Source organism: Paenibacillus terrigena DSM 21567, assembly GCF_000374845.1.
GTDB classification, from domain to species: Bacteria; Bacillota; Bacilli; order Paenibacillales; family Paenibacillaceae; genus Paenibacillus_K; species Paenibacillus_K terrigena.
On record NZ_KB895413.1, the window covers coordinates 471,242 to 496,654 of the forward strand.

General features: G+C 45.3%; 27 protein-coding genes. 15 read left to right on the top strand and 12 right to left on the bottom strand.

Annotated elements, in window-relative coordinates; translation table 11 throughout:
• Window positions 1-13: 13 nt before the first annotated feature.
• From C558_RS0106335 to gyrA, 4 genes are read left to right on the top strand one after another with little or no spacing between them, the layout of a single operon-like run.
• Window positions 14-982 (top strand): ABC transporter ATP-binding protein, encoded by a 969-nt coding sequence (locus C558_RS0106335; RefSeq protein ID WP_018755408.1) that lies wholly within the window; start codon window positions 14-16, stop codon window positions 980-982.
• Window positions 975-1,961 carry an ABC transporter permease gene (locus tag C558_RS0106340; RefSeq protein WP_018755409.1) on the top strand — a complete coding sequence of 329 codons (987 nt, stop codon included), beginning with the start codon at window positions 975-977 and terminating at the stop codon, window positions 1,959-1,961. The genes C558_RS0106335 and C558_RS0106340 overlap by 8 nt, the downstream gene beginning before the upstream one ends.
• A 35-nt stretch (window positions 1,962-1,996) precedes the next feature.
• Window positions 1,997-3,979, top strand: coding sequence for a DNA topoisomerase IV subunit B (gene parE, locus C558_RS0106345; RefSeq protein WP_018755410.1), 1,983 nt, complete (start codon window positions 1,997-1,999; stop codon window positions 3,977-3,979).
• A gap of 14 nt (window positions 3,980-3,993) precedes the next feature.
• Window positions 3,994-6,426 (top strand): DNA gyrase subunit A, encoded by a 2,433-nt coding sequence (gyrA, locus tag C558_RS0106350; RefSeq protein ID WP_018755411.1) that lies wholly within the window; start codon window positions 3,994-3,996, stop codon window positions 6,424-6,426.
• 119 nt (window positions 6,427-6,545) lie between these two features.
• Here gyrA and C558_RS34205 read toward each other — a convergent pair whose 3' ends face one another.
• On the bottom strand, window positions 6,546-6,713 hold the full coding sequence (locus tag C558_RS34205) for a hypothetical protein (protein WP_018755412.1): 168 nt from the start codon (window positions 6,711-6,713) through the stop codon (window positions 6,546-6,548).
• A 194-nt stretch (window positions 6,714-6,907) separates the two neighbouring features.
• Here C558_RS34205 and C558_RS0106360 point away from each other — a divergent pair, with 194 nt between their 5' ends.
• Complete coding sequence (locus C558_RS0106360; RefSeq protein WP_018755413.1) at window positions 6,908-7,318, top strand: MarR family winged helix-turn-helix transcriptional regulator; 411 nt, start codon at window positions 6,908-6,910, stop codon at window positions 7,316-7,318.
• Here the strand turns inward: C558_RS0106360 and C558_RS0106365 are convergent.
• The 4 genes from C558_RS0106365 to C558_RS0106380 are packed head-to-tail and all read right to left on the bottom strand — an operon-like array spanning window position 7,315 to window position 10,915.
• Complete coding sequence (locus C558_RS0106365) at window positions 7,315-8,616, bottom strand: CapA family protein (protein ID WP_018755414.1); 1,302 nt, start codon at window positions 8,614-8,616, stop codon at window positions 7,315-7,317. The two genes, C558_RS0106360 and C558_RS0106365, sit on opposite strands and share 4 nt — an antisense overlap.
• Window positions 8,609-9,295 carry an RluA family pseudouridine synthase gene (locus C558_RS0106370; RefSeq protein WP_018755415.1) on the bottom strand — a complete coding sequence of 229 codons (687 nt, stop codon included), beginning with the start codon at window positions 9,293-9,295 and terminating at the stop codon, window positions 8,609-8,611. Before C558_RS0106370 ends, C558_RS0106365 begins: the two co-directional genes overlap by 8 nt.
• A gap of 2 nt (window positions 9,296-9,297) precedes the next feature.
• On the bottom strand, window positions 9,298-10,161 hold the full coding sequence (locus C558_RS0106375) for a class I SAM-dependent methyltransferase (RefSeq protein ID WP_018755416.1): 864 nt from the start codon (window positions 10,159-10,161) through the stop codon (window positions 9,298-9,300).
• 46 nt (window positions 10,162-10,207) lie between these two features.
• Window positions 10,208-10,915 carry a response regulator gene (locus C558_RS0106380; protein ID WP_018755417.1) on the bottom strand — a complete coding sequence of 236 codons (708 nt, stop codon included), beginning with the start codon at window positions 10,913-10,915 and terminating at the stop codon, window positions 10,208-10,210.
• 135 nt (window positions 10,916-11,050) lie between these two features.
• Here C558_RS0106380 and C558_RS0106385 point away from each other — a divergent pair, with 135 nt between their 5' ends.
• Window positions 11,051-13,132, top strand: a complete 2,082-nt coding sequence (locus C558_RS0106385; RefSeq protein ID WP_018755418.1) for a sensor histidine kinase — start codon at window positions 11,051-11,053, stop codon at window positions 13,130-13,132.
• On the opposite strand, the gene C558_RS0106390 is transcribed toward C558_RS0106385, so the two are convergent.
• Together C558_RS0106390 and lepB are read right to left on the bottom strand one after the other, a co-directional pair.
• A complete protein-coding gene (locus C558_RS0106390) occupies window positions 13,125-13,448 on the bottom strand; it encodes a helix-turn-helix domain-containing protein (protein WP_018755419.1) in 324 nt (107 codons plus the stop codon). The genes C558_RS0106385 and C558_RS0106390 overlap by 8 nt on opposite strands.
• A gap of 172 nt (window positions 13,449-13,620) precedes the next feature.
• Window positions 13,621-14,169 carry a signal peptidase I gene (gene lepB / locus C558_RS0106395; RefSeq protein ID WP_018755420.1) on the bottom strand — a complete coding sequence of 183 codons (549 nt, stop codon included), beginning with the start codon at window positions 14,167-14,169 and terminating at the stop codon, window positions 13,621-13,623.
• A 172-nt stretch (window positions 14,170-14,341) separates the two neighbouring features.
• Between lepB and C558_RS0106400 the strand changes: the two genes are divergently transcribed.
• Together C558_RS0106400 and C558_RS0106405 are read left to right on the top strand one after the other, a co-directional pair.
• Window positions 14,342-14,782: a flavodoxin gene (locus C558_RS0106400; RefSeq protein ID WP_018755421.1), complete on the top strand. Its 441-nt coding sequence runs from the start codon at window positions 14,342-14,344 to the stop codon at window positions 14,780-14,782.
• 13 nt (window positions 14,783-14,795) lie between these two features.
• Window positions 14,796-15,512 (top strand): hypothetical protein, encoded by a 717-nt coding sequence (locus C558_RS0106405; RefSeq protein ID WP_156826002.1) that lies wholly within the window; start codon window positions 14,796-14,798, stop codon window positions 15,510-15,512.
• Here C558_RS0106405 and C558_RS0106410 read toward each other — a convergent pair.
• On the bottom strand, window positions 15,491-16,246 hold the full coding sequence (locus C558_RS0106410; RefSeq protein WP_018755423.1) for a YwaF family protein: 756 nt from the start codon (window positions 16,244-16,246) through the stop codon (window positions 15,491-15,493). The genes C558_RS0106405 and C558_RS0106410 overlap by 22 nt on opposite strands.
• Window positions 16,247-16,441: 195 nt before the next feature.
• Between C558_RS0106410 and C558_RS33630 the strand changes: the two genes are divergently transcribed.
• From C558_RS33630 to C558_RS0106440, 5 genes are all read left to right on the top strand, one after another.
• A complete protein-coding gene (locus C558_RS33630; RefSeq protein WP_018755424.1) occupies window positions 16,442-16,609 on the top strand; it encodes a hypothetical protein in 168 nt (55 codons plus the stop codon).
• 200 nt (window positions 16,610-16,809) lie between these two features.
• Complete coding sequence (locus tag C558_RS0106425) at window positions 16,810-17,202, top strand: SET domain-containing protein (protein WP_026263765.1); 393 nt, start codon at window positions 16,810-16,812, stop codon at window positions 17,200-17,202.
• Between the two features lie 196 nt (window positions 17,203-17,398).
• A complete protein-coding gene (locus tag C558_RS30520) occupies window positions 17,399-18,346 on the top strand; it encodes a DeoR family transcriptional regulator (RefSeq protein ID WP_018755426.1) in 948 nt (315 codons plus the stop codon).
• 51 nt (window positions 18,347-18,397) lie between these two features.
• A complete protein-coding gene (locus tag C558_RS0106435) occupies window positions 18,398-19,420 on the top strand; it encodes a phosphotransferase (RefSeq protein WP_245583735.1) in 1,023 nt (340 codons plus the stop codon).
• Between the two features lie 134 nt (window positions 19,421-19,554).
• On the top strand, window positions 19,555-20,430 hold the full coding sequence (locus tag C558_RS0106440) for an AraC family transcriptional regulator (RefSeq protein WP_018755428.1): 876 nt from the start codon (window positions 19,555-19,557) through the stop codon (window positions 20,428-20,430).
• Window positions 20,431-20,470: 40 nt separating this feature from the next.
• On the opposite strand, the gene C558_RS0106445 is transcribed toward C558_RS0106440, so the two are convergent.
• Window positions 20,471-20,809: an antibiotic biosynthesis monooxygenase family protein gene (locus tag C558_RS0106445; protein WP_018755429.1), complete on the bottom strand. Its 339-nt coding sequence runs from the start codon at window positions 20,807-20,809 to the stop codon at window positions 20,471-20,473.
• A 125-nt stretch (window positions 20,810-20,934) separates the two neighbouring features.
• Here C558_RS0106445 and C558_RS0106450 point away from each other — a divergent pair, with 125 nt between their 5' ends.
• Window positions 20,935-21,819: a LysR family transcriptional regulator gene (locus tag C558_RS0106450; protein WP_018755430.1), complete on the top strand. Its 885-nt coding sequence runs from the start codon at window positions 20,935-20,937 to the stop codon at window positions 21,817-21,819.
• A gap of 31 nt (window positions 21,820-21,850) precedes the next feature.
• On the top strand, window positions 21,851-22,954 hold the full coding sequence (locus tag C558_RS0106455; RefSeq protein WP_018755431.1) for a DUF3626 domain-containing protein: 1,104 nt from the start codon (window positions 21,851-21,853) through the stop codon (window positions 22,952-22,954).
• 133 nt (window positions 22,955-23,087) lie between these two features.
• Here C558_RS0106455 and C558_RS0106460 read toward each other — a convergent pair whose 3' ends face one another.
• The 3 genes from C558_RS0106460 to C558_RS0106470 are packed head-to-tail and all read right to left on the bottom strand — an operon-like array spanning window position 23,088 to window position 25,274.
• Window positions 23,088-23,960 carry an RnfABCDGE type electron transport complex subunit D gene (locus C558_RS0106460; protein WP_018755432.1) on the bottom strand — a complete coding sequence of 291 codons (873 nt, stop codon included), beginning with the start codon at window positions 23,958-23,960 and terminating at the stop codon, window positions 23,088-23,090.
• A complete protein-coding gene (locus C558_RS0106465) occupies window positions 23,953-24,840 on the bottom strand; it encodes an FAD:protein FMN transferase (protein WP_245583736.1) in 888 nt (295 codons plus the stop codon). Before C558_RS0106465 ends, C558_RS0106460 begins: the two co-directional genes overlap by 8 nt.
• Before the next feature lie 38 nt (window positions 24,841-24,878).
• Complete coding sequence (locus C558_RS0106470; protein ID WP_245583737.1) at window positions 24,879-25,274, bottom strand: FMN-binding protein; 396 nt, start codon at window positions 25,272-25,274, stop codon at window positions 24,879-24,881.
• Window positions 25,275-25,413: the final 139 nt, after the last annotated feature.

Consider the following 25,413-nt stretch of genomic DNA (forward strand, 5'->3'; position numbering starts at 1 on the left):
AGGGGGAAAATCTGTGCTTAAGGACGAGAATCCAGTTGTATTACAAGTTGATCAGGTGAAGAAACGGATCGGGAAGAAATGGATTATTCACGGTGTTTCCTTTGATGTGCGAGCAGGAGAAATCTTTGGATTTCTAGGCCCGAACGGATCGGGCAAGACAACGACCATTCGAATGTTAGTCGATTTGATCAAACCGACGGAAGGCCAAATCGAACTATGTGGTTACAATGTAAATCGTGACCCGGAACAAGCCCTCCAATATGTTGGTTGTATCGTAGAAAATCCTGAAGTGTATACCTATTTGACAGGTTGGGAGAATTTAGAGCATTTCGCGCGGATGCAGCCCGGGATTGATCATGTTCGGATTCAAGAAGTGGTCGATATCGTACGACTGGAAGGCCGTATTCATGATAAAGTGAAGACATACTCGCTCGGGATGCGTCAGCGTCTTGGTATTGCACAGGCATTGCTCGGTAGACCTAAGCTTCTTATCTTGGATGAGCCGACGAACGGACTGGATCCGAAGGGTATTAAGGAACTTCGTGCATTTATACGTGAGCTCGCAGATCAAGGGATGGCCGTGTTCGTCTCAAGTCATCTCTTGTCGGAGATTCAGTTGATGTGTGATCGCGTTGCGATCATTAATCAAGGTCGAGTCCTTGCCGTAGGCGAGGTGAACGAGCTCATCGAAGAAGGAAGCAATTATGTGGTGTGGCATCTTGAGCCGGCACAGGAAGGTCGAGTGGTACTCCAAGCGCAACAAGGTATAGAGCTCGTCCATGTGGCAGATATTCAGCTGGATGAAGCGATGCTCGCTGGGATGGATAGCGATGTATGGGTAACCCAGATGGATCCAGATCGCATCTCCGATGTGGTGAAGGTCCTTGTTGGATCAGGAATTCAGGTGCACTCCGTACAGAAGATGAATCCCACGCTTGAGCAATTATTCTTGCGAATGACAGAAGGTGAATCCATTGAATAGAATCTTGCCTCTAGTCCAGAACGAGACCATCAAGATGATGAAGAAAAGAAGGTTTCTTGTTGTTATTCTAATCTTGCTCGTGCTTATTCCGGTGTTTACCTATGCACAGATGAAGGTTGCGCAGAATAATCGAGAGAAATTCAAAGATTGGCGTCATACGTTGCAGCAGCAGATTACAGACAATCAGAATTCCTTAGCAAGTGATCGTGTGCCAGAGGAATGGAAAAAGTTCCGCCGGATTATGGTGCAGCAATGGCAATATTATTTAGATCATGATGTTGATCCGAGCTCACCGAATGGCGTTACATTTGTGAAGTCTTTTATGGAGAACTCTTCATCGTTATTTATTCCCTTACTCGTGATGGCGATAGCATCAGATATTGTATCCTCGGAACGGACGACGGGGACGATTAAAATGCTTCTAACGAGGCCAGTCCGCAGGTGGAGAATTTTGCTTAGTAAATTATTGACGTTGACGATCTTCGTCGGATTGATTATATTGACAACATTCGTACTAAGTTATTTGATCTCAGGCAGTGTATTTGGATATAATGGCTGGAATCAGCCTGTATTTACAGGATTTCAGATCACCGGTGTCGAAGTGGATATTTCAGGCGTTCATCCCGTGCCGCAATGGCTGTATTTGATTATGCAAACTGGACTCATCTGGTTCTCCAGTATGGTCGTGGCGATTCTGGCATTCATGATTTCGGTGTTGGTGCGTAGTACCGCAGCGAGTATTGTAACCATGATGGCAGCGATTATCGCAGGCAGCATTCTGACGAATATGGCTTCATCCTGGCCGAGTGCCAAATATTTATTTATGGTGAACTTACAATTAACGACTTATTTGGCTGGTTCGCCGCCACCGATTGAAGGAATGACATTGCCATTTTCCTTGATGGTTCTTAGCATATGGGCATTGGCAGCGCTCTTCATTAGCTTCCGTGTCTTTACGAAACAGGATATATTGAATTAGAATGAACAATTATGACGTTTAAAGGGGGAGCATGAATGGTCGAACAGATCGATTTTTTCAACAGTGAATCTGCACAGGGCGGAAATTCCGTAACTGGCTACGATGCTGACGACATTCAAGTGCTCGAAGGGCTGGTTGCCGTACGGAAAAGACCGGGTATGTATATCGGCAGTACCAGCACATCGGGATTACATCATTTGGTGTGGGAAATCGTCGACAATGCGGTCGACGAGCACTTAGCAAAATATTGTTCGAAAATTGACGTTACATTACATAGAGACAATTCCATTACTGTCTTTGATAATGGTCGCGGTATTCCTACGGGGATGCATAAGACAGGGATTCCAACCCCGCAGGTTGTCTTCACGATACTGCATGCGGGCGGTAAGTTTGGCGGCTCTGGTTATAAGAAATCTGGCGGGTTGCATGGGGTTGGTGCTTCGGTTACGAATGCATTGTCTGAATGGCTCGAAGTCGAAATTTATCGGGACGCGAAGATTCATCGTCAACGGTTCGAATATTGGGTTGATGCAGATGGGAAAGAACATGTCGGCGAACCACGTTTAGGACTTGAAGTGATCGGGAACACGAACCGTACAGGGACGAAAGTAACGTTCAAGCCGGATATTCGTGTATTCCAGGGTGGAATACAGTTCAATTACGATACATTAGCGGAGAGATTGCAAGAAATTGCTTTCTTGAACTCGGGATTGAAAGTAACGATCAAGGACGAGCGAAATGATAAGCAAGACGTGTTCTATTATGAAGGCGGTGCGAGTCAATTTGTTCAATACTTGAATGAAGATAAATCGGTATTGCATGATGTCATTCACTTTGCTGCGGAGAAAGAGGAAATCGAGGTCGAAGTCGCACTTCAATACAATGACGGTTATACCGAGACGATTGCTTCATTCGTTAACTCCATTCCGACGCGGGGTGGGGGAACGCATGAGACTGGGTTTAAGACCGCATATACACGTGCGATGAATGAGTACGCGCGTAAGAATAATTTCCTGAAGGAAAAAGAGAAAAATCTCGATGGGAATGATCTTCGTGAAGGTATGATGGCGGTCATTAATATTAAAATGTCTGAAGTTGAATTTGTCGGACAGACGAAGGACCAACTCGGAAGCGTATCAGCACGTAGTGCGGTAGATGCTGTCGTATCAGATAAGATGGCATTGTTCTTAGAGGAGAATCCTCAGGTCGCTCAGACACTCATTAAGAAAGCTGTTCAAGCTTCGAAAGCCCGTGAAGCCGCACGTAAAGCTCGCGAGGATGTTCGTAATGGCAAAAAGCGCAGTGAAAGCTCGAATCTGAATGGTAAGCTGACACCAGCGCAATCCAAAGACTATACACGAACAGAACTCTTTATCGTCGAAGGGGATTCTGCGGGTGGTTCAGCGAAGCAGGGCCGCGATTCGAAGCTGCAAGCAATCCTTCCGCTTAAAGGGAAACCGATGAATCCAGAGAAAGCAAAGCTAGCTGATATTCTGAAGAACGACGAGTATCGTGCCATTATTAGCGCGATTGGCGCTGGCGTTGGAGCAGAGTTCGAGAGCGAAGAGAGCAACTACTCCAAAGTCATTATTATGACGGATGCGGACACAGATGGTGCGCATATTCAGGTATTGTTATTGACATTCTTCTATCGGTATATGAAGCCGTTGATTACTTCTGGACGTGTATATATTGCTCAACCGCCGCTATACAAAATCACGCGGAAGACTGGAAAGCTGGAGACGGTGCGTTATGCGTGGACGGATGAGCAGCTAACGAATTATTTGAAAGAATTCGGCAAGAATTACGAACTGCAGCGATATAAAGGACTTGGGGAGATGAACCCTGATCAGCTATGGGAGACGACGATGAATCCAGAGTCGCGTACCTTGCTACAAGTGCAGATCGAGGATGCTGCGAAGGCAGAGCGCCGCGTATCGACGCTCATGGGCGATAAGGTCGATCCACGTAAACGTTGGATCGTTGAGAACGTTGATTTTACAGAGTTTGAAGAGTAGAAGGGGGAGAACTGATGAGTTTATCGGAACAGTTTTTACCTGCATTATTAGAAGAAGTTGTCGGTGATCGATTTGGCCGATATTCCAAATATATTATTCAAGACCGTGCGATTCCTGATGTGCGTGACGGGCTCAAGCCTGTACAACGCCGGATTCTGTATGCAATGTATGATTCAGGCAATACGCCGGACAAGCCATACCGTAAATCTGCGAAGACAGTCGGGGACGTTATGGGTAACTATCACCCACACGGGGACTCTTCGATCTATGATGGTATGGTGCGTATGGCACAGCCATGGAAGATGGCGCATATGCTCGTGGATGGACACGGGAACTGGGGATCGATCGATGATGATCCACCAGCAGCGATGCGTTATACCGAAGCAAGACTTTCGCCGATTGCGATCGAGCTGCTTCGTGACATTGAGAAACGTACGGTTCAATTCAAAGATAATTTTGATAACACGACCAAGGAACCTGTCGTCTTACCAGCCCGCTATCCGAATTTGCTCGTCAATGGGGTGAGCGGGATTTCAGCGGGTTTCGCGACAGAGATCCCATCGCATAATCTACGAGAAGTCATTGATGCATGTATCGCGCTGATGGAGAAAGAAGATATGACGGTTGAGGATCTGATGCAGATCGTAAAAGGTCCAGACTTCCCAACCGGCGGGATTATTATGGGTGAGGAAGGAATCCGTGACGCTTACCGTACAGGGAAAGGCCGGATATACGTTCGCTCGAAGACAGAGATTGAAGATTTACGTGGCGGCCGCCAACAAATCGTGATTACGGAAATTCCTTATCAGGTTGTGAAGGTACGCCTTGTCACGGCGATTGAGAACATTCGACTCGAGAAAAAGGTTGAAGGGATCACCGAAGTTCGAGATGAGAGTGGACGCGATGGGATGCGAATTGTAATTGAGCTGAAGAAAGATGCGGATGCGCAAGGCATTCTAGCCTACCTGCTGAAGAAGACGGACCTACAGGTTACATACAACTTCAACATGGTTGCGATTGTGAACAAGACGCCAATGCAGCTTGGCATTCGGTCTATTCTGAGCGCGTACATCGATCATCAGAAAGAAGTTGTGACGCTTCGGACACAGTACGAGCTTGAGAAAGCAGAAGACCGGGCTCACGTGCTCGAAGGCTTGGTGAAGGCGCTCGATATTCTGGATGAAGTCATCGCGACGATCAAGGCATCGAAGAATCGTCAAGATGCGCAGAACAACTTGGTAGCTAAATTCCAATTCACAGAACGCCAAGCAGATGCAATCCTGACATTGCAGCTCTATCGTCTGACGAATCTAGAGATTACATCGCTTGAAAAAGAACATAAAGAATTGATGAAGAAGATCGCTTACTTGCGTTCGATATTGGATAGCAGCAAGAAGTTGATCGGTGTGATCAAGAATGAATTGTTAGAAATTCGCGAGAAATACGGCATTGATCGCCGTTCTATCATTCAAGGTGAAGTGGAAGAAATTAAAGTGAACCTTGAAGTGATGGTGACACCGGAAGATGTCCTTGTGACCTTGTCGAATGAAGGGTACTTGAAGCGGACGAGCATGCTCTCCTTCACCCGTTCAGGAGGCGAGCTTGAGAGCTCAGGGGTCAAAGAAGGCGATTACGTGAAGTATCTGATGGAAGTGAATACGATTGACTCCATGCTGTTATTTACGGCGAAGGGGCAATACTTCTCCCTGCCTATCCATCTAATTCCAGAGTTCAAGTGGAAAGATAACGGAACGGCTATCGTCAATGTCATTCCTATTGCCAAGGAAGATCGGATCGTGAATATGATCCCGGTCAAGAACTTCGAAGAAGCAGGTCAATCGCTTGTATTCGTCACCAAACGGGGACAGGTGAAGCGGACCGAGCTGAAAGAATATATGACGAATCGTTCGAGTGCGATTGCGGCATGCAAGGTGAGCGATCAAGATGAAGTGATCTCGGTAACCCTTAGCGATGGTGCGAAGGAACTGCTACTTGTTACGAAGGAAGGCATGAGTATTCGCTTCAAAGAATCTGAAGTGAACGGCATGGGTCGTGTATCCGGCGGTGTTCGAGGCATTCAGTTGAAAGACACAGATGAAGTGGTGTCTGCGTTATGGGTCGATAGTGACGAGGGTGAAGTGATTGTTGTCTCAGACCTAGGGTACGGCAAGCGGTCGTTACTCGCTGATTATCCTGTGCAAGGCCGCGGTGGCAAAGGGATTATTACGTTTGAATTCAAAGAGGGCAAACGTGTGCGTCCGAACGGAAGTGAGATCGTAAGGGCATTCTATTGCAGAGAATCATATGTATTGACGGTTGCAACAAGTGAGCATAAGTTGCATACCTTCTCAACCGAGCAGCCACCGATTGATGAACGCAAGTCAGTTGGTAAATCGTTGGTGCCTCTGGATAAGAAAGAGACCATCATTGATATCTGGCGTGTATAGACAGCATTCCATGTCATGAAGAACCCCTAAGTAGGTTTGGGTTAGAGCATAACGTTCTAGCTCCAAACCCGACTTAGGGGTCTTTGATGTTCATCGTTTGTTTATGTTTTACCGATATATTAATCAAATGGTTTGTGCGGAGGGTCCAAATCTTCTTTCAGCTGCAGTGCAATGTTTAGGATGAGCCACAACGGGGCTGGTTCATCCAATCGATCTAACCACTCAGGGTCCTTAATGAGTCCGGCTTCGATGGCTTTTAAGCCGATTGTACGCTTCTTCAGGTCCATATTGTGAGCCCTCCTTTAACCTTCGACTGATGCGTTTAAAAACTTTATTACAGCGTTAATGACCTCGATATAGGTTTTTATCACATCTTATGTTAAAAAGTTCAGTTATGTTCCAGTGACACCTTGTGGTATAATTTGGAGAATAAGACGAGCTAGAGCTGCCGCAGAATATGTTCTAGGGGGAGAGGTATCAAATGCATACGTCGGACTTTGTAAAGCTTTGGTCTAAATTATCCAAAGACTATCAAAATCATATGGAGGATCATCTTGCGCCTACATTGACGGAATCTCAACTTGAAGTGCTGGAAGTGGTTGCGCAGCATGAGCAGATGAAACCATCCGATCTATTACCGTACTTAGAAACAACACCAGCTGCGATCACGACATTGCTCGACCGGATGGAGAAGAACGAATTAATTGAGCGTGTGCGGGATTCAAATGACCGTCGTATCGTATGGATTCAGATTACAGACCGCGGCTTGCATGAGAAGAGCCGAGGCTCGCAACTTCGCAACGAATACATAAGTAACGTCTTGAATCGCATCTCGGCTCATAATCAGCAATTATTTATTTATCTATTAGGCAAAATATCGAATAACGCTTAAGTCTCAGCTTGGACTTGCACTGGAACTGCAAGAGAATGAATGTGTTGGTCTAGTTCCTTCTGTTTCTTTTTCAATGCTTGATATGTTGAAACGGATAAGTTGAGTTGATGTTCTTGGATTGTTTTTTCTACCGGCAGGACAACGTATTTACGTGCGTTTCCTTTGCCGGTTTTTTGTGTCCAGGTAAGCTGGGTATCAACATTGCGGATCTCGATTTTGCCGCTAGGGAAGGTCTTCTGAATATCGGCGCTAAAGATGACACCATAGTCCGTATATTCGTCTTTCATGTTCGAGATGAAGTTGCCCATGGAGTAAATGATATATCCCTTACGAATCGATCCATCGGATTCGGTAACTTTGACTTGTTCTAACGGTTGAATGACGTGCGGATGTGATCCCAAGATGATATCTGCACCAGCTTGAATCAGTGACCTTGCAAGCTGTTGCTGGGTGCTATTCGGCTCCCGTTGATATTCAATACCGAAATGCAGCGCAATTACGACGACGTCAGCTCCTGCTTCTCGGAGTGCTCGAATATCTTCCTTGATGCGAAGGGGGCTTAGATGAGAGACGAGATAAGGTTTATCTCTGGGGAGTGTAATCCCGTTCGTTCCGTATGTATAAGCAAGAATGCCCATTTTGATATCGTTTTTCGTCATGATAGTTAATTTCTTGGCTTCCTCCTCGGATGCAGCGGTGCCTTTTGTCACAAATCCTTGTTCTTTCAGTCGCTTTAATGTGCGGATCACACCTACTTCCTTACGGTCCATGGCATGATTATTCGCAGTTGTAACGATGTTGAACCCCGCATATTTGAGCGCTGAGGCCAGCTCTGGCGGTGCATTGAACATCGGAAAACCTGAGTAACGTAAATCGGCACCAGCGATTGGGGTCTCTAGATTTGCCCAGACGAAATCGCCCTGCTCCAGAATCGGCTTTACTTGTGTGAAATAGGGATTGAAATTGTATTTCCCTGTCGACTTGTTATAATATGCAGGCATTTGCGGCATATGCATCATGACATCACCGACAGCGACAAGTTTGGCTTCCGTCGTATAGGATTCAACAGGTTGATCTACCTCGGACGAGTCAGGCTGAATGGCCGTATCATCTGGCTCCTGCGTCTCAGCCGGTGTTGGAGGCACAGGAAGAGGCTCGACCTGCGCACTTGCATTTGCCTTAGGTTGAGCCTCTTGAGAGGGCATCTGACAGCTTACTAGCAGCAAGATCATCCCTAGAAAGATACAAAAAAGCGCAAGTCTGGACTCGCGCTTATTATGGTTGTTCAAATTAGACATGCAATTCACTCCAACGATTCCATGGGAACATGTCTGGAGGCGAGGAATGAAATAGCAATGGTTCTTTGGTGACCGGATGTGGAAATCCAAGTTCATAAGACCATAGTGCAATTTGCTGCCCCGGCTTATTGAGATGTGCCCCGTATTTTTGATCGCCAATTAATGGACAACCGATTGTATTCATTTGTACACGGATTTGATGAGGACGACCCGTATGAAGCGTAATACGTACCAGACTCATCTGATCCTGTGAGCCCAGTACTTCATAGTCCAAGATCGCTTCCTTGGCATCGCGTGTGCCCTTCGGAACGACGGATACGATATTGGTTCGTACATCTTTGAGTAAATGATGAACCAACTTGCCACGCATGGCAGGGGGGGCTCCATGAACGACTGCCAGGTATTGCTTGTGCAGTGAACGATTGCGTACGTTCTCTGATAATCGTGATGCTGACTTGGAAGTCTTCGCGAAGACCATCGCACCGCCGACAGGACGATCCAAGCGGTGAACGAGCCCGAGATAGACGTTCCCAGGCTTGTTGTATCGTATCTTAATATCCTCTTTAAGGAGGGTTAGCAGGTCGGGATCGCCTGTTGCATCCTCTTGCGAAGGAATATTAACGGGCTTCTCCACGACGAGCAGATGGTTATCTTCAAATAATATATGCACAGGCTTCAAAATTAAGCCTCCCAACGACCCAATATACCACAAGGCAAAGTGAGTCCGGAACGGGAAATTGGTAACCCAATCTCACCGGATGTAAGCGTGCCGCCATAGCGTGATTTCATTGTCATGCTAAGCAGATTATGCAATACGGTTGGAGATAAGCCTGTCGTATACGAGTTCACGAGTACAAACAGAGGGTTGTCCGACATAATCTGTGTGCAGGATTGCAGGAATGGATAGAGGTTGTTCTCTAACTTCCACATTTCTCCGTTAGGTCCTCTTCCATAGGAAGGAGGGTCCATAATAATCGCGTCGTATTTATTGCCGCGGCGCTCTTCACGCTGCACGAATTTGAAGACATCGTCTGTAATGAAGCGAACAGGGCGCTCGCCAAGTCCAGAGAGTTGAATATTTTCTTTGGCCCATTGAACCATGCCTTTAGCCGCATCGACGTGGCATACTTCAGCACCTGCCGAAGCGCATGCAACAGTCGCACCGCCCGTATAGGCGAATAGATTCAAGACTTTGATTGGTCGTCCTGCATTCTTAATTTTGTCCATCATCCAGCTCCAATTCACCGCTTGCTCAGGAAATAGACCGGTGTGCTTGAAGCTTGTTGGTTTGATATGAAAGGCAAGATCGCCGTAGCGAACGGTCCAGCGTTCTGGAATTTGCTTCTTCCAATCCCATTGACCGCCGCCTGATGAGCTGCGATGATAGTGACCATGAACTTGACGCCATTCATTCGTTTCTTGTTCCAGAGGCCAGATGATCTGAGGATCCGGACGACGCAGGATGATATCTCCCCAGCGTTCCAGCTTCTCACCGTCCCCCGTATCGAGTAGTTCATAATCTTGCCATTGATTTGCTAAATGCATGTTATTGCCCCATCCTTCAGTTAAAGTAGTCTTTGTTGTCATCTGTTTAAGATATTTCGCTATTGAATTTGTAGCCTACACCGCGAACGGTGATTACATAAGTAGGGTTAGCTGGATCTGGTTCAATTTTTTTGCGCAAATTGCTGATATGTACCATGAGTGTTCGAGTATCTCCAAAACTCTCCGAGCCCCAGATATGTTGGAAAAGGTGATCGATTTTGACGACGGTGTTCGGTGTCTGTGCTAAATAGACCAATAAATCGAATTCCTTCGTTGAGAGCGATACCGCCCGGCCTTCCTGTCTGACGGATCGACTTGCAAGGTCAATCTCCAGTTGTGGAAAAGATAACACTTGCTGCGGCTGACGTTCACGGTTGATATATGGGAAACGATTGCGTCTTAATTGTGCCTTGACCCTAGCGACGAGTTGGCTTGGGCTGAAGGGCTTTGTAATATAATCATCCCCGCCAACGGTTAAACCGTGAATAATATCTTGATCCTCGCTCTTACAACTCAGAAAGATGATTGGTACCATGGAGTGTTCACGAATTTCTTGACAAATTTCGATGCCGTCCTTATCTTTCAGTAGAATATCCAATATAATTAAATCCAGCTCGGATGTATTCACAATGTTGAGGGCTTGATCACTGTGATGCGCTACATAAACCTGATATCCTTCTCTTCGTAAATATAAAGAGATGAGTTCTGTTATTTCGATTTCGTCATCGACGATAAGAATGTTCATGGGACCCAATCACTACACCTCCGCTAAAACATTATAGCGAATTGTGGGATGGGAAGGCAATGTATACGTCGAAAATTTAAATAAATTGTGGAAATTCAGGTTTATTCTATTACAATAAGTAAAATGCAGGAGGGGAAAACGGGATTGATCAGACGTTATCTAGGACTATTTGCATTGCTCTTGGTTTTCTTTCTAGCGGGCTTAACCAGCTGCAGTGCAAAGCAGCATACAACACCATTCCCTGTTGCAGAGTCGGGGGTTCTTGATTTAAGAGGCTGGAATTTCGATCAGCAGGGTACCGTGATGATGAAGGGGAAGTGGGAATTCGTGTGGAACAAGCTGCTGGAACCGACGGATTTCAAGACACAACAGCAGCAGAATTTCATCCAAGTACCAGGTTCTTGGAAGTTCCAGGGCAAGGAGGTATCTCCACAAGGTTATGCTACCTATCGGTTGACGATACTGCATCATCCGATGGATCGTACCCTTGCAATTCGCATTCCGAATATTTTGACTTCGTATCGGATGTGGTTGAATGGGAAGGAAGTGGCTTCGGCTGGCACAGTAGGAACGTCGGTAAACGAAGCGATTCCGGAGCAAATGCCCAAACTTGTATTTATGTCCGGGGACCGTGATCAAGATGAGCTTGTGATTCAAGTTTCTAACTTTCATCACCGAAGAGGTGGTATATGGAAGGAATTTGAATATGGAGCAAGTGAACAAGTCGTACATCATCAATACATTGTCACATCACGAGACATGCTGATTCTCGGCATCATCCTCATGATGGGTGGATACCATTTCTGGTTGTATTTCTTGCGTAGACAAGAGCGAGCGGCGCTATACTTTGGTCTCGTCTGTATTATAATAGGCGTTCGGATGCTCACATTAGGAGACTGTTTCCTCGTTCAATGGTTCCCTTGGATTCCGTGGCAAGTATCTCTTCAAGTGGAATACATTTGTCTTGCGTTAGCACCGGTATGCGGGATGTACTATGTTAGCGATATGTTTCCGCAGGAAGCCTACCCGCGAATGAATAAGATCTTACTCGCTGTGGCAGGAACCCTGAGTTTATTCGTTCTGGTCACAGAACCGATCGTTTTTTCAAAATATATTATTGTTTTCCAAGCATCACTCGGAATTATTTCGATTGTATCTGTCATCATCATGATCCGTGCGGTCAGACATCGTCGTCCTAATGCCGTTCTTGCGCTCGGGGGAGTATTCATCTTCGCAGCTTCTACAATCAATGATGTGCTCTATTACAATGAAATCTGGTACACCGGTGATATTACACATTACGGACTGCTCCTATTCGTTATCATGCAGAGTATGATTGTCTCGAAGCGTGTCTCTCAGATGATGGATGAGTTAGAAGATGTAACAATCGAGTTGCGAGAATTGAATAATAGTTTGGAGACACGGATTGAGAGCCGAACCGTGGAATTGCGGCAGATGAATGCTAGCCTAGAGCAGTCGAATCTGGATTTAGAGCGTATGGAGGATGCAAGGCGAAGGTTGCTTACGAATATATCGCATGATTTGCGTACGCCGATGACATTAATTCAAGGGTATCTTGAAGCGCTTCATGATGACATAATCGTAGACCCTGATGAGCGGAAGAAATATATGCAGCTCATGCTGCGCAAAATGACGGGACTGAATCATTTGATCTACGATGTGTTCGAATTATCCAAATTAGAATCAGGACAAGTACCGATTCATATCAAAGAAATGCCCATTGAAGAGTTCATGGATCAAGTAGAACAAACCTATGCATTTGAAGTGGAAAATCGGGGGTTGCATTTTTATAGTGTAAGGCATTTCGAGAATGTCGAGCGAAATTGTCAATTGGTTATCCATATCGATCTGGAGCGGATGTTCCAGGTATTTAACAATTTAGTCTATAATGCGGTGAAATTTACACCGATCGGTGGCGAGATACGCATGCATTTCAGTTATTTGGAGGAGGAGCAGAAGTTCTGTATTCAATGTATGGATACCGGGATCGGTGTGTCGAAGGAAGATACGGTCAAAATATTCGAGCGTTTCTATAAAAATGATTATTCACGTAATTCGAAGGGTGGGGGAAGCGGGATTGGATTATCAATCGCCAAAGAAATCATAGAGTCCCATCATGGTGCGATTTGGGTCCAGAGTGAACTGGGACAAGGCTGTCACTTCTACATCACGCTGCCAGCAACGTCTCATAAGCCTATTACATAACATTATTATTCTTTTTTAGTACGTCCATCAACAAGTTAATGGTGTTCTTACGTTTTACATGATCCATCGTATCCAGCATGCGGATCATTTCATGTGTATCTTTGGAGGCTGGGCCGAATGTATCTCCACCGACAATATAATCAAGAGACACCTCGTAAAAAGTTGATAGTTTGATGAGCGTCTCATAGACAGGCTGGCGATTGTTAATCTCGTAATGGCTGTAGGCAGAGCGAGTGATTCCGATCGTGCGTGCGACTTCTTCTTGCGAAATTTTCCGTTGCAATCGTAGTTGTCTGAGACGTTCACCCATTGTCATGATTGGCATACTCCTTCATCGTTATTAACGAAAACCTACTATTAGTAATTTATGATACATTTTGTATCATGTCAAGTGTAAATTCATATAAAATTCAAAATAATATAGCATTAGTTACGTAATGTATCACAAAAAAGAGAGCTCTTTGAAGAGCTCTCTTTTTCACGTGAGACTATAGTTTCTTGCCAAGGACATGGGAGAGTGGAATGAAGCCAATATCCCGGCTATCTTTACTATGATTGCGATTGTCACCCATAACAAAGATGTGATCCTTAGGAACAACGAAGGTTTGTTCCGATAGGTCTAACATCATCTCCTTAATATAAGGTTCCTTCAGCAATTGGCCATTACGATACACATGATGATCTCGAATCTCCAACGTATCGCCTGGCTTGCCAATCACACGCTTGATGAAGAATATCTCGTGTTCATCATTATGGGTTAGGAAATTGAAGAAAGGGTTGTCCAGAAACTCGTCTGAGAAAGTACGATTTCGGTCGATCCTGCTATCAATAACAACAATATCTCCATAATTCGGGGTCATCGAGAAGGTATGTGTCCATTTGAGAATGAATAACCGCTCGGTGTCGTGAAGGGTCGGCTCCATGGAGTGTCCGCTCACTTTGGTCGGTTGGATAATATACGTGCAAACGAATAGAGCTAGGATGAAGGACACCGCGATAGAGAAAACCCATCGCATGGCCTCTCGAAAGATACGCATACGTAATTGTGCTCCTTTCCACGAGGATAATTATTCTTTATACGTTTCGTACACCAATTAAGTTTCGCAGATCCCGATATGAATTTGGTATTGAAATCAGAAAGAGATGGCGTTATAATCCTAATGAAAATGATAATCATTATCAATCACATATAAAGAGGAGTTTGGATCGATGAATAATGTGTTAATGGTGTTTGCGAGTATGACGGGCAATACAGAAGAAATGGCGGATGCGGTAAGGGAAGGGTTAGTATCCGGCAATGCAGTGATTACGGTCAAAGAAGTGTTCGATGCGAATGCATCAGAACTTGAAGCATACGAGGGAATCGTGCTTGGTGCGTATACATGGGGTGATGGAGAGCTGCCGGATGAGTTCTTAGATTTTTACGAAGAAATGGATGATGTGGATCTAAGCGGCAAAAAAGCCGTCGTATTCGGCTCGGCGGACTCCAGTTATCCGCACTTTGGGGCAGCTGTCGATATCTTGATCGCAAAGCTGCAGGAACGTGGCTGTACCGTTGTCGCAGAAGGGTTAAAGGTAGAATTCAGCCCATCGGCAGAAGAGAAAGAGCAGTGTAAGGAACTCGGCAGACGCTTGCTCGGTCTGGAATAAGAAAGGATATGTCATGATGTATAATCAGCAGTGGATTGTTGGTTCCGTGTATGACAGGGTCATTCATGAACAGGATGTCGAGTTGTATCTTCGCTGCCCTTGCTGCTATGAGCGGAAATTGAAAGAGCAGTCGAAGTCGCATATTCGATGGGAAGAGCATGTCGAGAAGAGTATTCAAGATGTATTGCTTGATTTCTACGCGATGATACCGGAACAGAGGACAGAAAGAACCATCGCGCAGATCATCGAAAGAAGATGGACGAAGAAAAACCTTTCATTCGAATCGGAAGAACAGCATCATCACATCAAAACCTACATTACAATGCATCTGAAAATGCTGCTTACCGACCTTCGACGAAGTGAGAATCCGATGTATCTGCTAACGGAAATGACGACGATGATCGAAGAGCTTGGGGCACACCTGACGATGCTGTTCCAGGTCATTGAATGGAGAGGCGCCCCGCAGGAATCATCCTACATTGTGCGGAAGCTATTCATTCATGATGAACCTCAGCTCATCAAATCGTATCTGCACATCTGTCTCTTGTTCACAACGCGAATGTTCGGTGTGATGCCGCAACGTATGGAGGTTTTTACCCTCTTAACAGGCAAATCGTATATCATTACACCTGAACTGTCAGATATAGAACGTTCACTGGATTATGTTCACGTCGTGAGCCGGTTGATGCAGGAGTGTGTGAGTAACCATCAGAATTGCTTGCGACATTGAACATCACGGTTAAGCCCGCTTTTTCGTCGGATTAACAGATAGATCAGGCAGAAGAGGAGTAAAGCGACGAATTCTTCAGCTATTAAATAATAGGGATAGGGTCCCAGAAAATCCAAGATGGATGGTGTATTGGGCTTGTAGGCAAGGAACATATAGTTGGCATCCAAGATCCAGTTCACCGTTCCAACGACAATGACAAGGATATTCAAGAAGAGCATCGTGATGCCAATCGAACGAAGTCGCGGCCGATAATCCTCGACCCAAGTCATATATAATGAAGCTAGTACAATGGCAAGATGACAGATAAAGAAGTGAAAGTAGATGAAATGCGGATAAGGTACGAGCAAATTGGGGGTCAAGATCGCTTGCATTGCTCCACCGATCCCTGCAAACACCATGATCTGATACAGAAAATAACTGCGAGTCATGAGCATGAGGCACGAAAGATATAACGAAATACTACATAATTCAAGCGGTAAATGAACTTTCAGGTCCCATGTTCCATGTATCGAGTAGATGCTATATAAGATGAGTTCCGGAATAATCATAGCGCCAATTATGCCCCAGCGAATTAAGACACGGATAGGTTGGTTCTGCTGAATGACCCTTCTGGAGAGCCATAGGATAAGCATGAGGGCTAACAGCAGGATGATCCAGACGAGATGCGGCCAATGATACATTCGAAAGCTGGGATCGGACTGAACCGAGGTGTAAATCATAGGATTCAGTTGCACAATAGTTCACTCCTTTTCATTGAATTCAACTCATTCTTTACAGTTATTGTAGAAGTTCCGTCAGGATGGTGACAGTCCTAACTTTGCATGGTACCTCTTAGGACTTTATCAGCATGCATGCTTAGGGTTGAATGGAACAGGAATGGGTACACTAGGCAGGAAGTACAGTGATGATGAAATGAAGGAGGCATAGGGATGAACACTCATTCCACACACCTGATCCCCGCGGACCTGGATGAATCGATGATTACAATGCTGCAATCCCTCGAGTCGAAGATTCGGGATAAGACAGGATCTGAAGTTGTCCTGCTTGCTTATCGTTCTACGGAACACGATGCTTCTGATGCAAAGGCACATGTGTAAATTCGAATAATGAAGATCAGGGGTTCAAAGCATAAGTTTTTCCACCAAAAGCAGGAGTCATCCATGTTTCATGGGATGCCGCTTGCTTTTTTGCGTGAGAATGAAGTACTTCAGGTTTGCGCTTTTCGTCAAGGTGGGTTAAAATGATCCTTTCTAACCCTATCATATTGATACAGACTAAGGACGCGCAGGTGACGAGCATGATCGAGATTAAGCAATCCAAGTTAAGCAAAGGCGAATTCAATCGAGGTGTATTCGCAACTTGTGATATACCAAAAGGTGTTATTTTTCATGAAGCACCTGTTCTTCCATATCCGGAAGAAGAGCATAAGCACATCGAGCAGACCGCTCTCGCAGACTATGTATTCGAATTTGGTGTGAACCATTCGGCAGTTCTGTTAGGATACGGAAGTTTATTTAATCATTCTTATGAGCCCAATGCCTCGTATGATCTCAACTTTGATCAACTTACCGCTGATTTCTATGCGTATACGGACATTAAGGCAGGGGATGAGATTCTGATCAACTATAACGGCGAAGAAGACTGTATGGACCCATTGTGGTTCATGGAGGACGCTGCGAAGTCTGAATAGAAATAAAGCATGATGCGAAGAGGCAGAGGGAGATTCCCTTTGCCTTTTTTGTTATATCTTGAATATTACCGATTATAACTGAATAAAAATGAAACTGTTTTTGCGTATATAGGAAATATTTGGTTGATAAAATGAACAAAACAGAATATAATTGAGATTAATCAGGGAAAATATGGAAATACAGGAGGAATACTGCATGACAATTGAAGGTACAGGCATGTTCGCTGAGGAGCGTCGTGAGAAAATTCTTGCTTTATTGCACCAGCAGAAGCGGGTTTTGGCGAAGGAATTGGCCGAGACCTTCCAAGTATCGATTGATTCAATTCGTCGCGATCTGTCGATGATGGAAGAGCAAGGACTGCTGCTGAAAACACATGGCGGAGCGATACCTGCGATGAAGGTTCGGCAATCGCCCCAGCCGCCGGAACAACGATATGGAGAAGGTTCACCTGAAGCGAATGCGATTGCGAAATTAGCGGTGTCGTATATACGAGATAAAGATACGATATTTATCGGGAGCGGGTCCATTGCTTATGTGCTGTTACAACATTTGCCTGATCACATGCCGCTTACAATCGTGACGAATTGTATGCGTGTAGCTGACGAATTGCGTGAATGGGAGTGGATTAATACGTATTTTGTTGGCGGCTTGGTCAAGGCATCAGGCAATATTACAGATGTGCTCGCTACTGAATTTATACGGCAGTTCAAGTTTGATATGAGTTTCGTAACAGGTGGAGGTATATCCGATGAAGGGATTTTCGTGGCTACGCCAGAAGTCGCCGCCTTTGCGAGAACGGTATCGTCGTTATCTCGAAGACGTATTGGTATTGCGACACATCAAGTCTTAGGAAATGATGGGTTTGCGAAAGCGGGTAAGATTGAGGATCTAGACGTCCTCATTACCGATGATAAGGCGGATCGGGAAGTCATTGAACGAATTCAATCGCTGGGCGTGAAGGTGATTACTACGCAAGGGATGGAGAATGATAAGCTCGAATTTACCGTGGAATTCCAGGATCTTAACGGAGTCACGTACTACGAGAATGTATGGGCGCCAAGTTCAGCGGATGCGCAATTGCAAATTCAATTCAGACGCTCTGATGTTCAAGTTCGGGCGGTGACACAAGTGAGTCAACCATAAATCCTAAGTCTCTGCAAGGGGGATCTAATCATGAGTGACAATCTATACCATTTGGAAATTCAAAAATTGTGCGACAAGCTGCATCTTGGCGCGCTGATACAATCTCCTGAAGCGATATCGGGCGGGTTCCTACATCGCGTGTATTCGATATCGACCACACAAGGAAAATACGCAATAAAAGCCTTAAATCCCCAAATCATGCGAAGACCTGCTGCAATGCATAATTTCATTCGCTCAGAACGTATAGCTACGATGGCAGAGAGCCATATACCAGCACTTCCAGCGATTCAATCGAATGGATCAGCTATACACGAAATCGATAATCAATTCTTTCTCGTGTTTCATTGGATGGAAGGGAAGAGTCTAAAACCTAGTGAAGTTACGGGTCTCCATTGCGAAAAAATAGGTTCTATCCTGGCAGATATCCATCTTACGGATTTCTCAGCGTTATGCTTATCGCAAGAGGAGTTTCATGCAACGTTAATACCTTGGGATGATTATGCTCATCAAGGAAATGAAAATAACTCGGTTTGGGCGAACCAACTGCTTCAAATCAAGGACTCGTTGTACGAATGGGATGCTGGGGCCAATCATTCAGCACAATTCCTTGCATCAGATCGAATAATTAGCCATAGGGATTTAGATCCTAAAAATGTATTGTGGGATCATGACAAGCCTATCCTGATTGATTGGGAGTCGGCGGGGGAAATCAACCCTATGCAAGATTTGATTGATACGGCGCTATATTGGTCTGAAGATGAATTCGGCGACATGGATAAAGAAAGATTTTTAATATTTATCCGTAGCTATAAAATGAAAGTTGGAGCCATTCAAGCGGATTGGCGCAAGGTGTTAGAACATGGTTTTATTAGCAAATTAGAGTGGTTGGAATATAGTTTGAAGCGGTCTTTGTGGTTGGAGTGCTCGGATGAGGAAGAACAGCAGATGGGGACATTGCAAGTAACAGCGACGATCAATGCGATTATGCGCTATGCGGAAATGATTCCTCATATAGAGAGTTGGTTACATCAGGAGAGTGCTACAGTTATACACGAAAGTAACCAGTCGTCATAATATCTGATTAAGCTGGTCCAGATCTGTACTGGAACCAGCTTTTTTGAGATTTTCGACCCTTCAAAATGGTGCACGTAATGTCGGACCTGCGCAGATGACTTCTGCTATGCTAGAAATGTAGAAGGGAGCTGATCATGAATTTGTTGGAGAATATGAATAACGCATTACGGTATGTTGAAGAACAACTGACGCAGGAGATCGATTTTAAGGAAGTCGCGAGAATCGCCATGTGCTCGGAGTACCATTTTAAACGCATGTTTTCATTCTTAGCTGGGGTATCGCTATCGGAATATATTCGCCGCAGACGACTTACGCTTGCTGCATTTGAGCTGAACAATCCGCAGAACCGAATTATCGATATTGCGTTGAAATTCGGATATGAATCACCTGATTCTTTTACAAGAGCGTTTCAAAGTTTACATGGCATTACACCATCTGAGGCTAGAAATCGAGGTCAATTGCTCAAATCGTATCCCCCAATGACCTTTCAATTAACGATTCAAGGAGGCAGTGAAATGAACTATCGGATTGTGGAGAAAGAAGCATTTCGTATCGTTGGGATCCAGAAAAGAGTTCCGATCATCTTCCATGGCGTGAACCCGGACATTGCTGCGATGTGGAATACCTTAGACGAAGCGGCAATTCAAGCGTTGAAGGAGCTGTCGAATATCACGCCACATGGCTTGCTTAGTGCATCCACGAATTTCTCTGAAGAGCGAATGGAGGAGAAGGGAGAGCTCGATTATTATATCGGCGTGGCAACAACGCATCCTTGTCCAGCCCATCTGTCACAGCTTGAAATCGCATCTTCGACATGGGCTGTCTTCGAAGCAGTAGGTCCATTTCCGGAGACGCTTCAGAACGTATGGGGGCGTATCTATTCGGAATGGTTCCCATCTTCAAACTATGAATTGGCCATCGGGCCAGAGATGTTATGGAACGAGCATAAAGATATGACATCGCCGAATTATCGAAGTGAAATATGGATTCCTGTCGAGAAAAGTTCATAGTAGTATACGTGAGAGATGCCTGGTTCCAGGCGTCTCTTTTTTAGTTCGATCTCCCGCTGGAAGAATACGCTCGTTCCACTTTACAAATTTTCACCTCATAGTGCTCATACCATTCTTTCTTACCACGCTGCTGGGCGACGAGATGAGATTCTTCTTGTTTCCAATTGCGAATGGCTTCAAGGCTGTCCCAATATGAGATTGTAATCCCTGCGCCTGAAGCGTCTCTTACACTATCTGCGCCGAGAAAACCTGGCTGCAAGGAAGCAAGACGGTCCATTTGTTCAGCCATGTCATGATAGCCGTTATCCCCAGGCGTGCGCTGACTCGTAAAGATAACCGCATAATGTGATTCGTTCGGTGTATGTTCGTTGTGATTCAATGGTAGGACTCCTTTTATAAGAAAATAATTGATAAATTCGATTATACCGATACAATATAGATAAATAAAATGAATGTTTATCAAGTTATACATGAATAATTTTCATAAGTCATATGGAGGTAAGTGTGAATCTGATCAAATACGAGATCTTCAGCAAGGTTGTTGAATGTGAAAGTCTTACAAAAGCCGGAGAGCGATTGAATTTAACTCAATCCGCAGTGAGCCATGCGATTTCAAGCTTGGAGCGTGAATTTGGCCTTAGCCTTCTGATGAGGAATCGATCGGGTGTTCAGTTAACGAATAATGGAGAACGACTCATTCAACCTATTAGAGAGATCTTACAATTAAATGAGAAGCTAAATCAAGAGATTGCTGCGATTAAAGGGATTGAGAGGGGGACGGTGAAAATAGGAACCTTCTCCAGCGTATCCATTCAGTGGCTGCCTGGGATCATAAAGCAATTTCACGAGCTATTTCCGCTGATCGATATCAAGTTATTCGATGGCAACTATCATGAGATTGAAGCATCGATTGCAACGGGGATCTCGGATTTTGGATTCGTTAATCTGCCGACGACAGATACATCGCTCGAAGTGATTCCTCTACAACAGGATCAGATGCAGTGTGTATTGCCTATCGACCATCCGTTATGCAATGAATCCTCCATTCGTATCGATCAAATAAAAGATGAGCCTTTCATCATGCCTATTGCAGGATGTGATAACGATATTAAGCGGATTTTCACCCAGAACCACATCAATCCTACCATCAAGTTCGAATTAGAGGACGATCAGGCGATTTTGGCGATGGTGCAGAATGGATTAGGCATCAGTATCCTTCCAGAATTAATGCTTTCCAGCTGTCCACATCATGTATGTATTCGCCCCTTAGAAGGAGAGTATCATCGTTCGATTGGGATCGCGGTAAAATCATTGAAAGACTGTTCACCAGCAGCTCGCAAAATGATTGAATTTATTACAAGTTGGGTTGATCGATCATACGATTATTAAAATACAGCTATAAGTAGGAGGGCGGTAAGTCATGGAGAGAAACGAACTTTCACCTGCACAATATGCAGCCTTGGCATATGTGACGGATTACGCGAGAAACCGTACAGAGGGGGCCCGTCACACAATTCATGACATTCTGCAAATGTCGAATATCGGCCTTGATACCTTCGAAGATGCTGTCGCTAAAATAAAGTCTCATGCGAGGATTGCGATGCACTTCCATCCTGATCGCTTAGACCCAACGGATAAAAGTGTTGCAGAAGCGTTATTGGAGCAAGGCGTGTATAAGAGCCAATTTGAGACTTTATTATCCAGTGGCAGTGTATCAGCCTATCCTGGTGGGCAACGTGATTTGTGGGAGGATAGATTATTTGGCGGCGCATATCAACAAGAGGGTACAACGAAAAGCGAACGTCCTAAATATGGGGCCCTAGATCTGATGCGTCATCCAGATGGGCCGGCTCCGCGCTTTGGCTCATGCTATTTCCTCCTATCACCGAAGGTTTCTTACCGTAGTACATACACCTATATGGATTCGCATCAAAATCCTGTGCAGAAAGGGACATATGCAGCATTTGATGATATGATGGCGGCGTTACTAGAGGAAATTTTCTTAAGAGATTCCGCGCTAGGTGAAGCAAATCTTCGACCACAAAAATTAGTCGACCACCTGCGTGTGAACCTCTTGAACGCTTTCCTTGATCCTTCTGAAATGGAGCCCAAACGTAATCTTAATCACTATATTGAAGCGCAGGTGCATGGGGATATTCGTCTAGAGAATGATGTTGAAATACTTATTGCTGATCCTGCATTCCAGGGTATGCCGATTGGGCGAATCTTGGAGCAATTATGTGTGCAGTATTCCATTGATCTTTATTGGCATGGGGGTTTTGCGTTGTCGGTGGACGAAGTGTCTTCAAATTTTAGAGGTCCTGCGATGCCTTCTCTGGCTGCGCGTATTGCTCATCACGGTTATATCGATGCAAGCATGATTGGCTCAGCTGCTAAGCACTTAAGGCAAGATCCTGCAGCATGGCGCGATCGGGGCACGCATGCGGAAGTGCTACAGGAATTAAAACTCCTGTGGCATGTTCTAGTGAGGTACGGGAAGCCGCTTCGGAGCCTTCGTTGGTAGAATACATTCCCTACCGACGTGAACGGGTGACGAGCATGAGAACTTTTACGTTTTCACCTCCGAATTCTTGGTGCTTGATTAATCTGACTTTATGCGATTTCATCCGAACTGCTATGAGCATACCGAGATGCACTTATTGGCTCCGAATGACTGGTTGACGCGTTTTACCTAATACCCGTTTGATTGCCGACACAACGGTATGCCAGAGGTTAGCGGCAAGGAGGCCTGCTAGCAGGAACGACAAACCACCGAACATCAAATTGATCCAGATGCTTACGCCAGCCGCAACGATCGCAAACAGTATTTGTTCAATAGGTTTGGCGGGTGACGTAGGGGGATCCGTCAGCATGAAAAACGTAAGAAACAATACCGAGTTAAGAAAAGGAACACGGAACATGTCGCTCACATCTGCTGCGCCGAACAAGGCAATTATTAGATAGACGGAAAAATAGATTCCGAGAAAAGTAAACGTAAGCGGGAATTTACGCACCCTGAATGTGATCCAGTAACCGCCCGTGAGAAGCAGAGGCAGCCACCAGATTGGTAAATCAGGCAGCCCACCCCACCAATCCTCACCAGTCGAGAAAAGCAGAAATACGGCAAGCAGTCCGAAAGCTGCAGGATTGAAAATCGGCTTTTTACGGATCGTGAGCACATGCTTGGAGACGATCGCGATCACCGCTGCGAGAAAGACGATCGGCCAAGAGGTGGCGGGACTTACAATCAACCCGATAATAATGCCAGTGAGCAGGGCGCCGCTTAGAACAAGCTGCTTTCTTCGCTGTATGCGAATGATTGCATAATCAAGCAGGGTTGAAGCAGCGGCTGTAATCCCTATGTTCACCAAACCGTGATACGAGGCAGTCGCCGTGGAGACAATTACGGCAAGCCCTACGAGCACGTTCAGGAGGATTCCTTTTGGTGTGCCGAAGAAATTCGGATTCTTTTTTTTGCGTTTCTGATCGTCCGTTAGACGGGTCTGATTCTTCAAATTGTTGTTATTCATAAACATACCTCTTCATTTGAGTTGTCATAGTAAGGTCTAAAGTTGAAGAAACAGTCAATCCCTCAAAATTCATGGATTCGAGCATCTCCAGTCCGTGCCGCTGTTCCAACAGAAATACGGCAGTGGAAAGACCGTCGGCGAGCATAGTAAACGGCGCGACTACCGTACAACTAATCAGTTCACCGCTAGATTTCTCTGTGTAAGGATTGAGCAGATGATGTGTAGCTCCGTCCAGCGGACTTCTTCGCTCGTAGCTGCCAGAAGTACATACTGCCATATCTGAGATTCGTAGGACGCAGATATTTTGGTCTGTTTGCAGTGGATGTTGAATGCCGATCTGCCAGGGTTCGTCTCGTTCATTCCGCCCGCCGGCAAATATATCACCGCCAGCATCTATTAGATACCCATCGTATTTCTCCAGTTCCCGTGTGGCTAAATCGACAGCTAATCCTTTAGCGACAGCCCCCAAATCAAGAAGTAAAGGTTTTATTAGGGTGACGGTCTGTTCATACTCGTCTATTACAATATCCTGATAAGAAACAGGAGTAGGTGGTATAGTAGGCACTGGCGCAGGGGGGAACCCGGTCAAATAATGTCGGGCAAAGCCTTTGCGCTCTAGCAACTGACCGACGGTCGGATCGAAGATTCCGCCAGTAATCTCGGCTAGCTGTCTAGCGAAGCGAAGAGCTTCAAATAACAGTGGGCTTATGGGTTGTGAAACTCCAGGCTTTAGCGAGAGTCGTCTTAGTTCGCTATTGCTGTCAAATCGGCTGCACGTTTCCTCTACATAGCGGAATGCGGCAAATGCACGGTCGATGCTTGCATTCACCGCCTCCGTCGATATCGAAGAGACCGCTTTGATGTGGATGATCGTATCCATACAGACGAAGGAGCGGGTGACGGTGCGTAGCGTCCCCATTACGATCGCTCCGCTTGGCTGAGCGCGTTGAGCACGGCATTGATGAAGTCCTGTGAGCTGCGCGTTGCTCCGCTTACCGTGTCGATATCAGCGCTTTGGCTTGCAATGACTTCTTCAGGTAAAGAGTCGATGTAACGCTGAGGATATCGTGTTGCGCTGCGTGTAATTTCGACCGCAGCGATTTTCCCATTCGTGATCGTCACATTCACTTCAACCGTCCCAAATCGGTTGGTCCCGGAGCCGGAGAAAGTACCGTCCTTATATTTCGACATAGGTGTGGATGGCAACGATGTCGATTGTGTTGCTTGTGTAGCGAATGACTGTTGAGAGTCGTTTCGCGACTGGGTGACCGAATACCCGGCGGCATAAATGATGCCGATGGCGGTCGAGCACATTAAGATAAAAGCTTTGCCATTGGCGGCCATGCGATCCTCTCCATTTCAAATTTTGAATATCACTAATCATAGGATTCGAGTATGAAAAAATCATGAAATTCCCGATACTAAAAATAGAGAAAAAAATAAGACATATCGA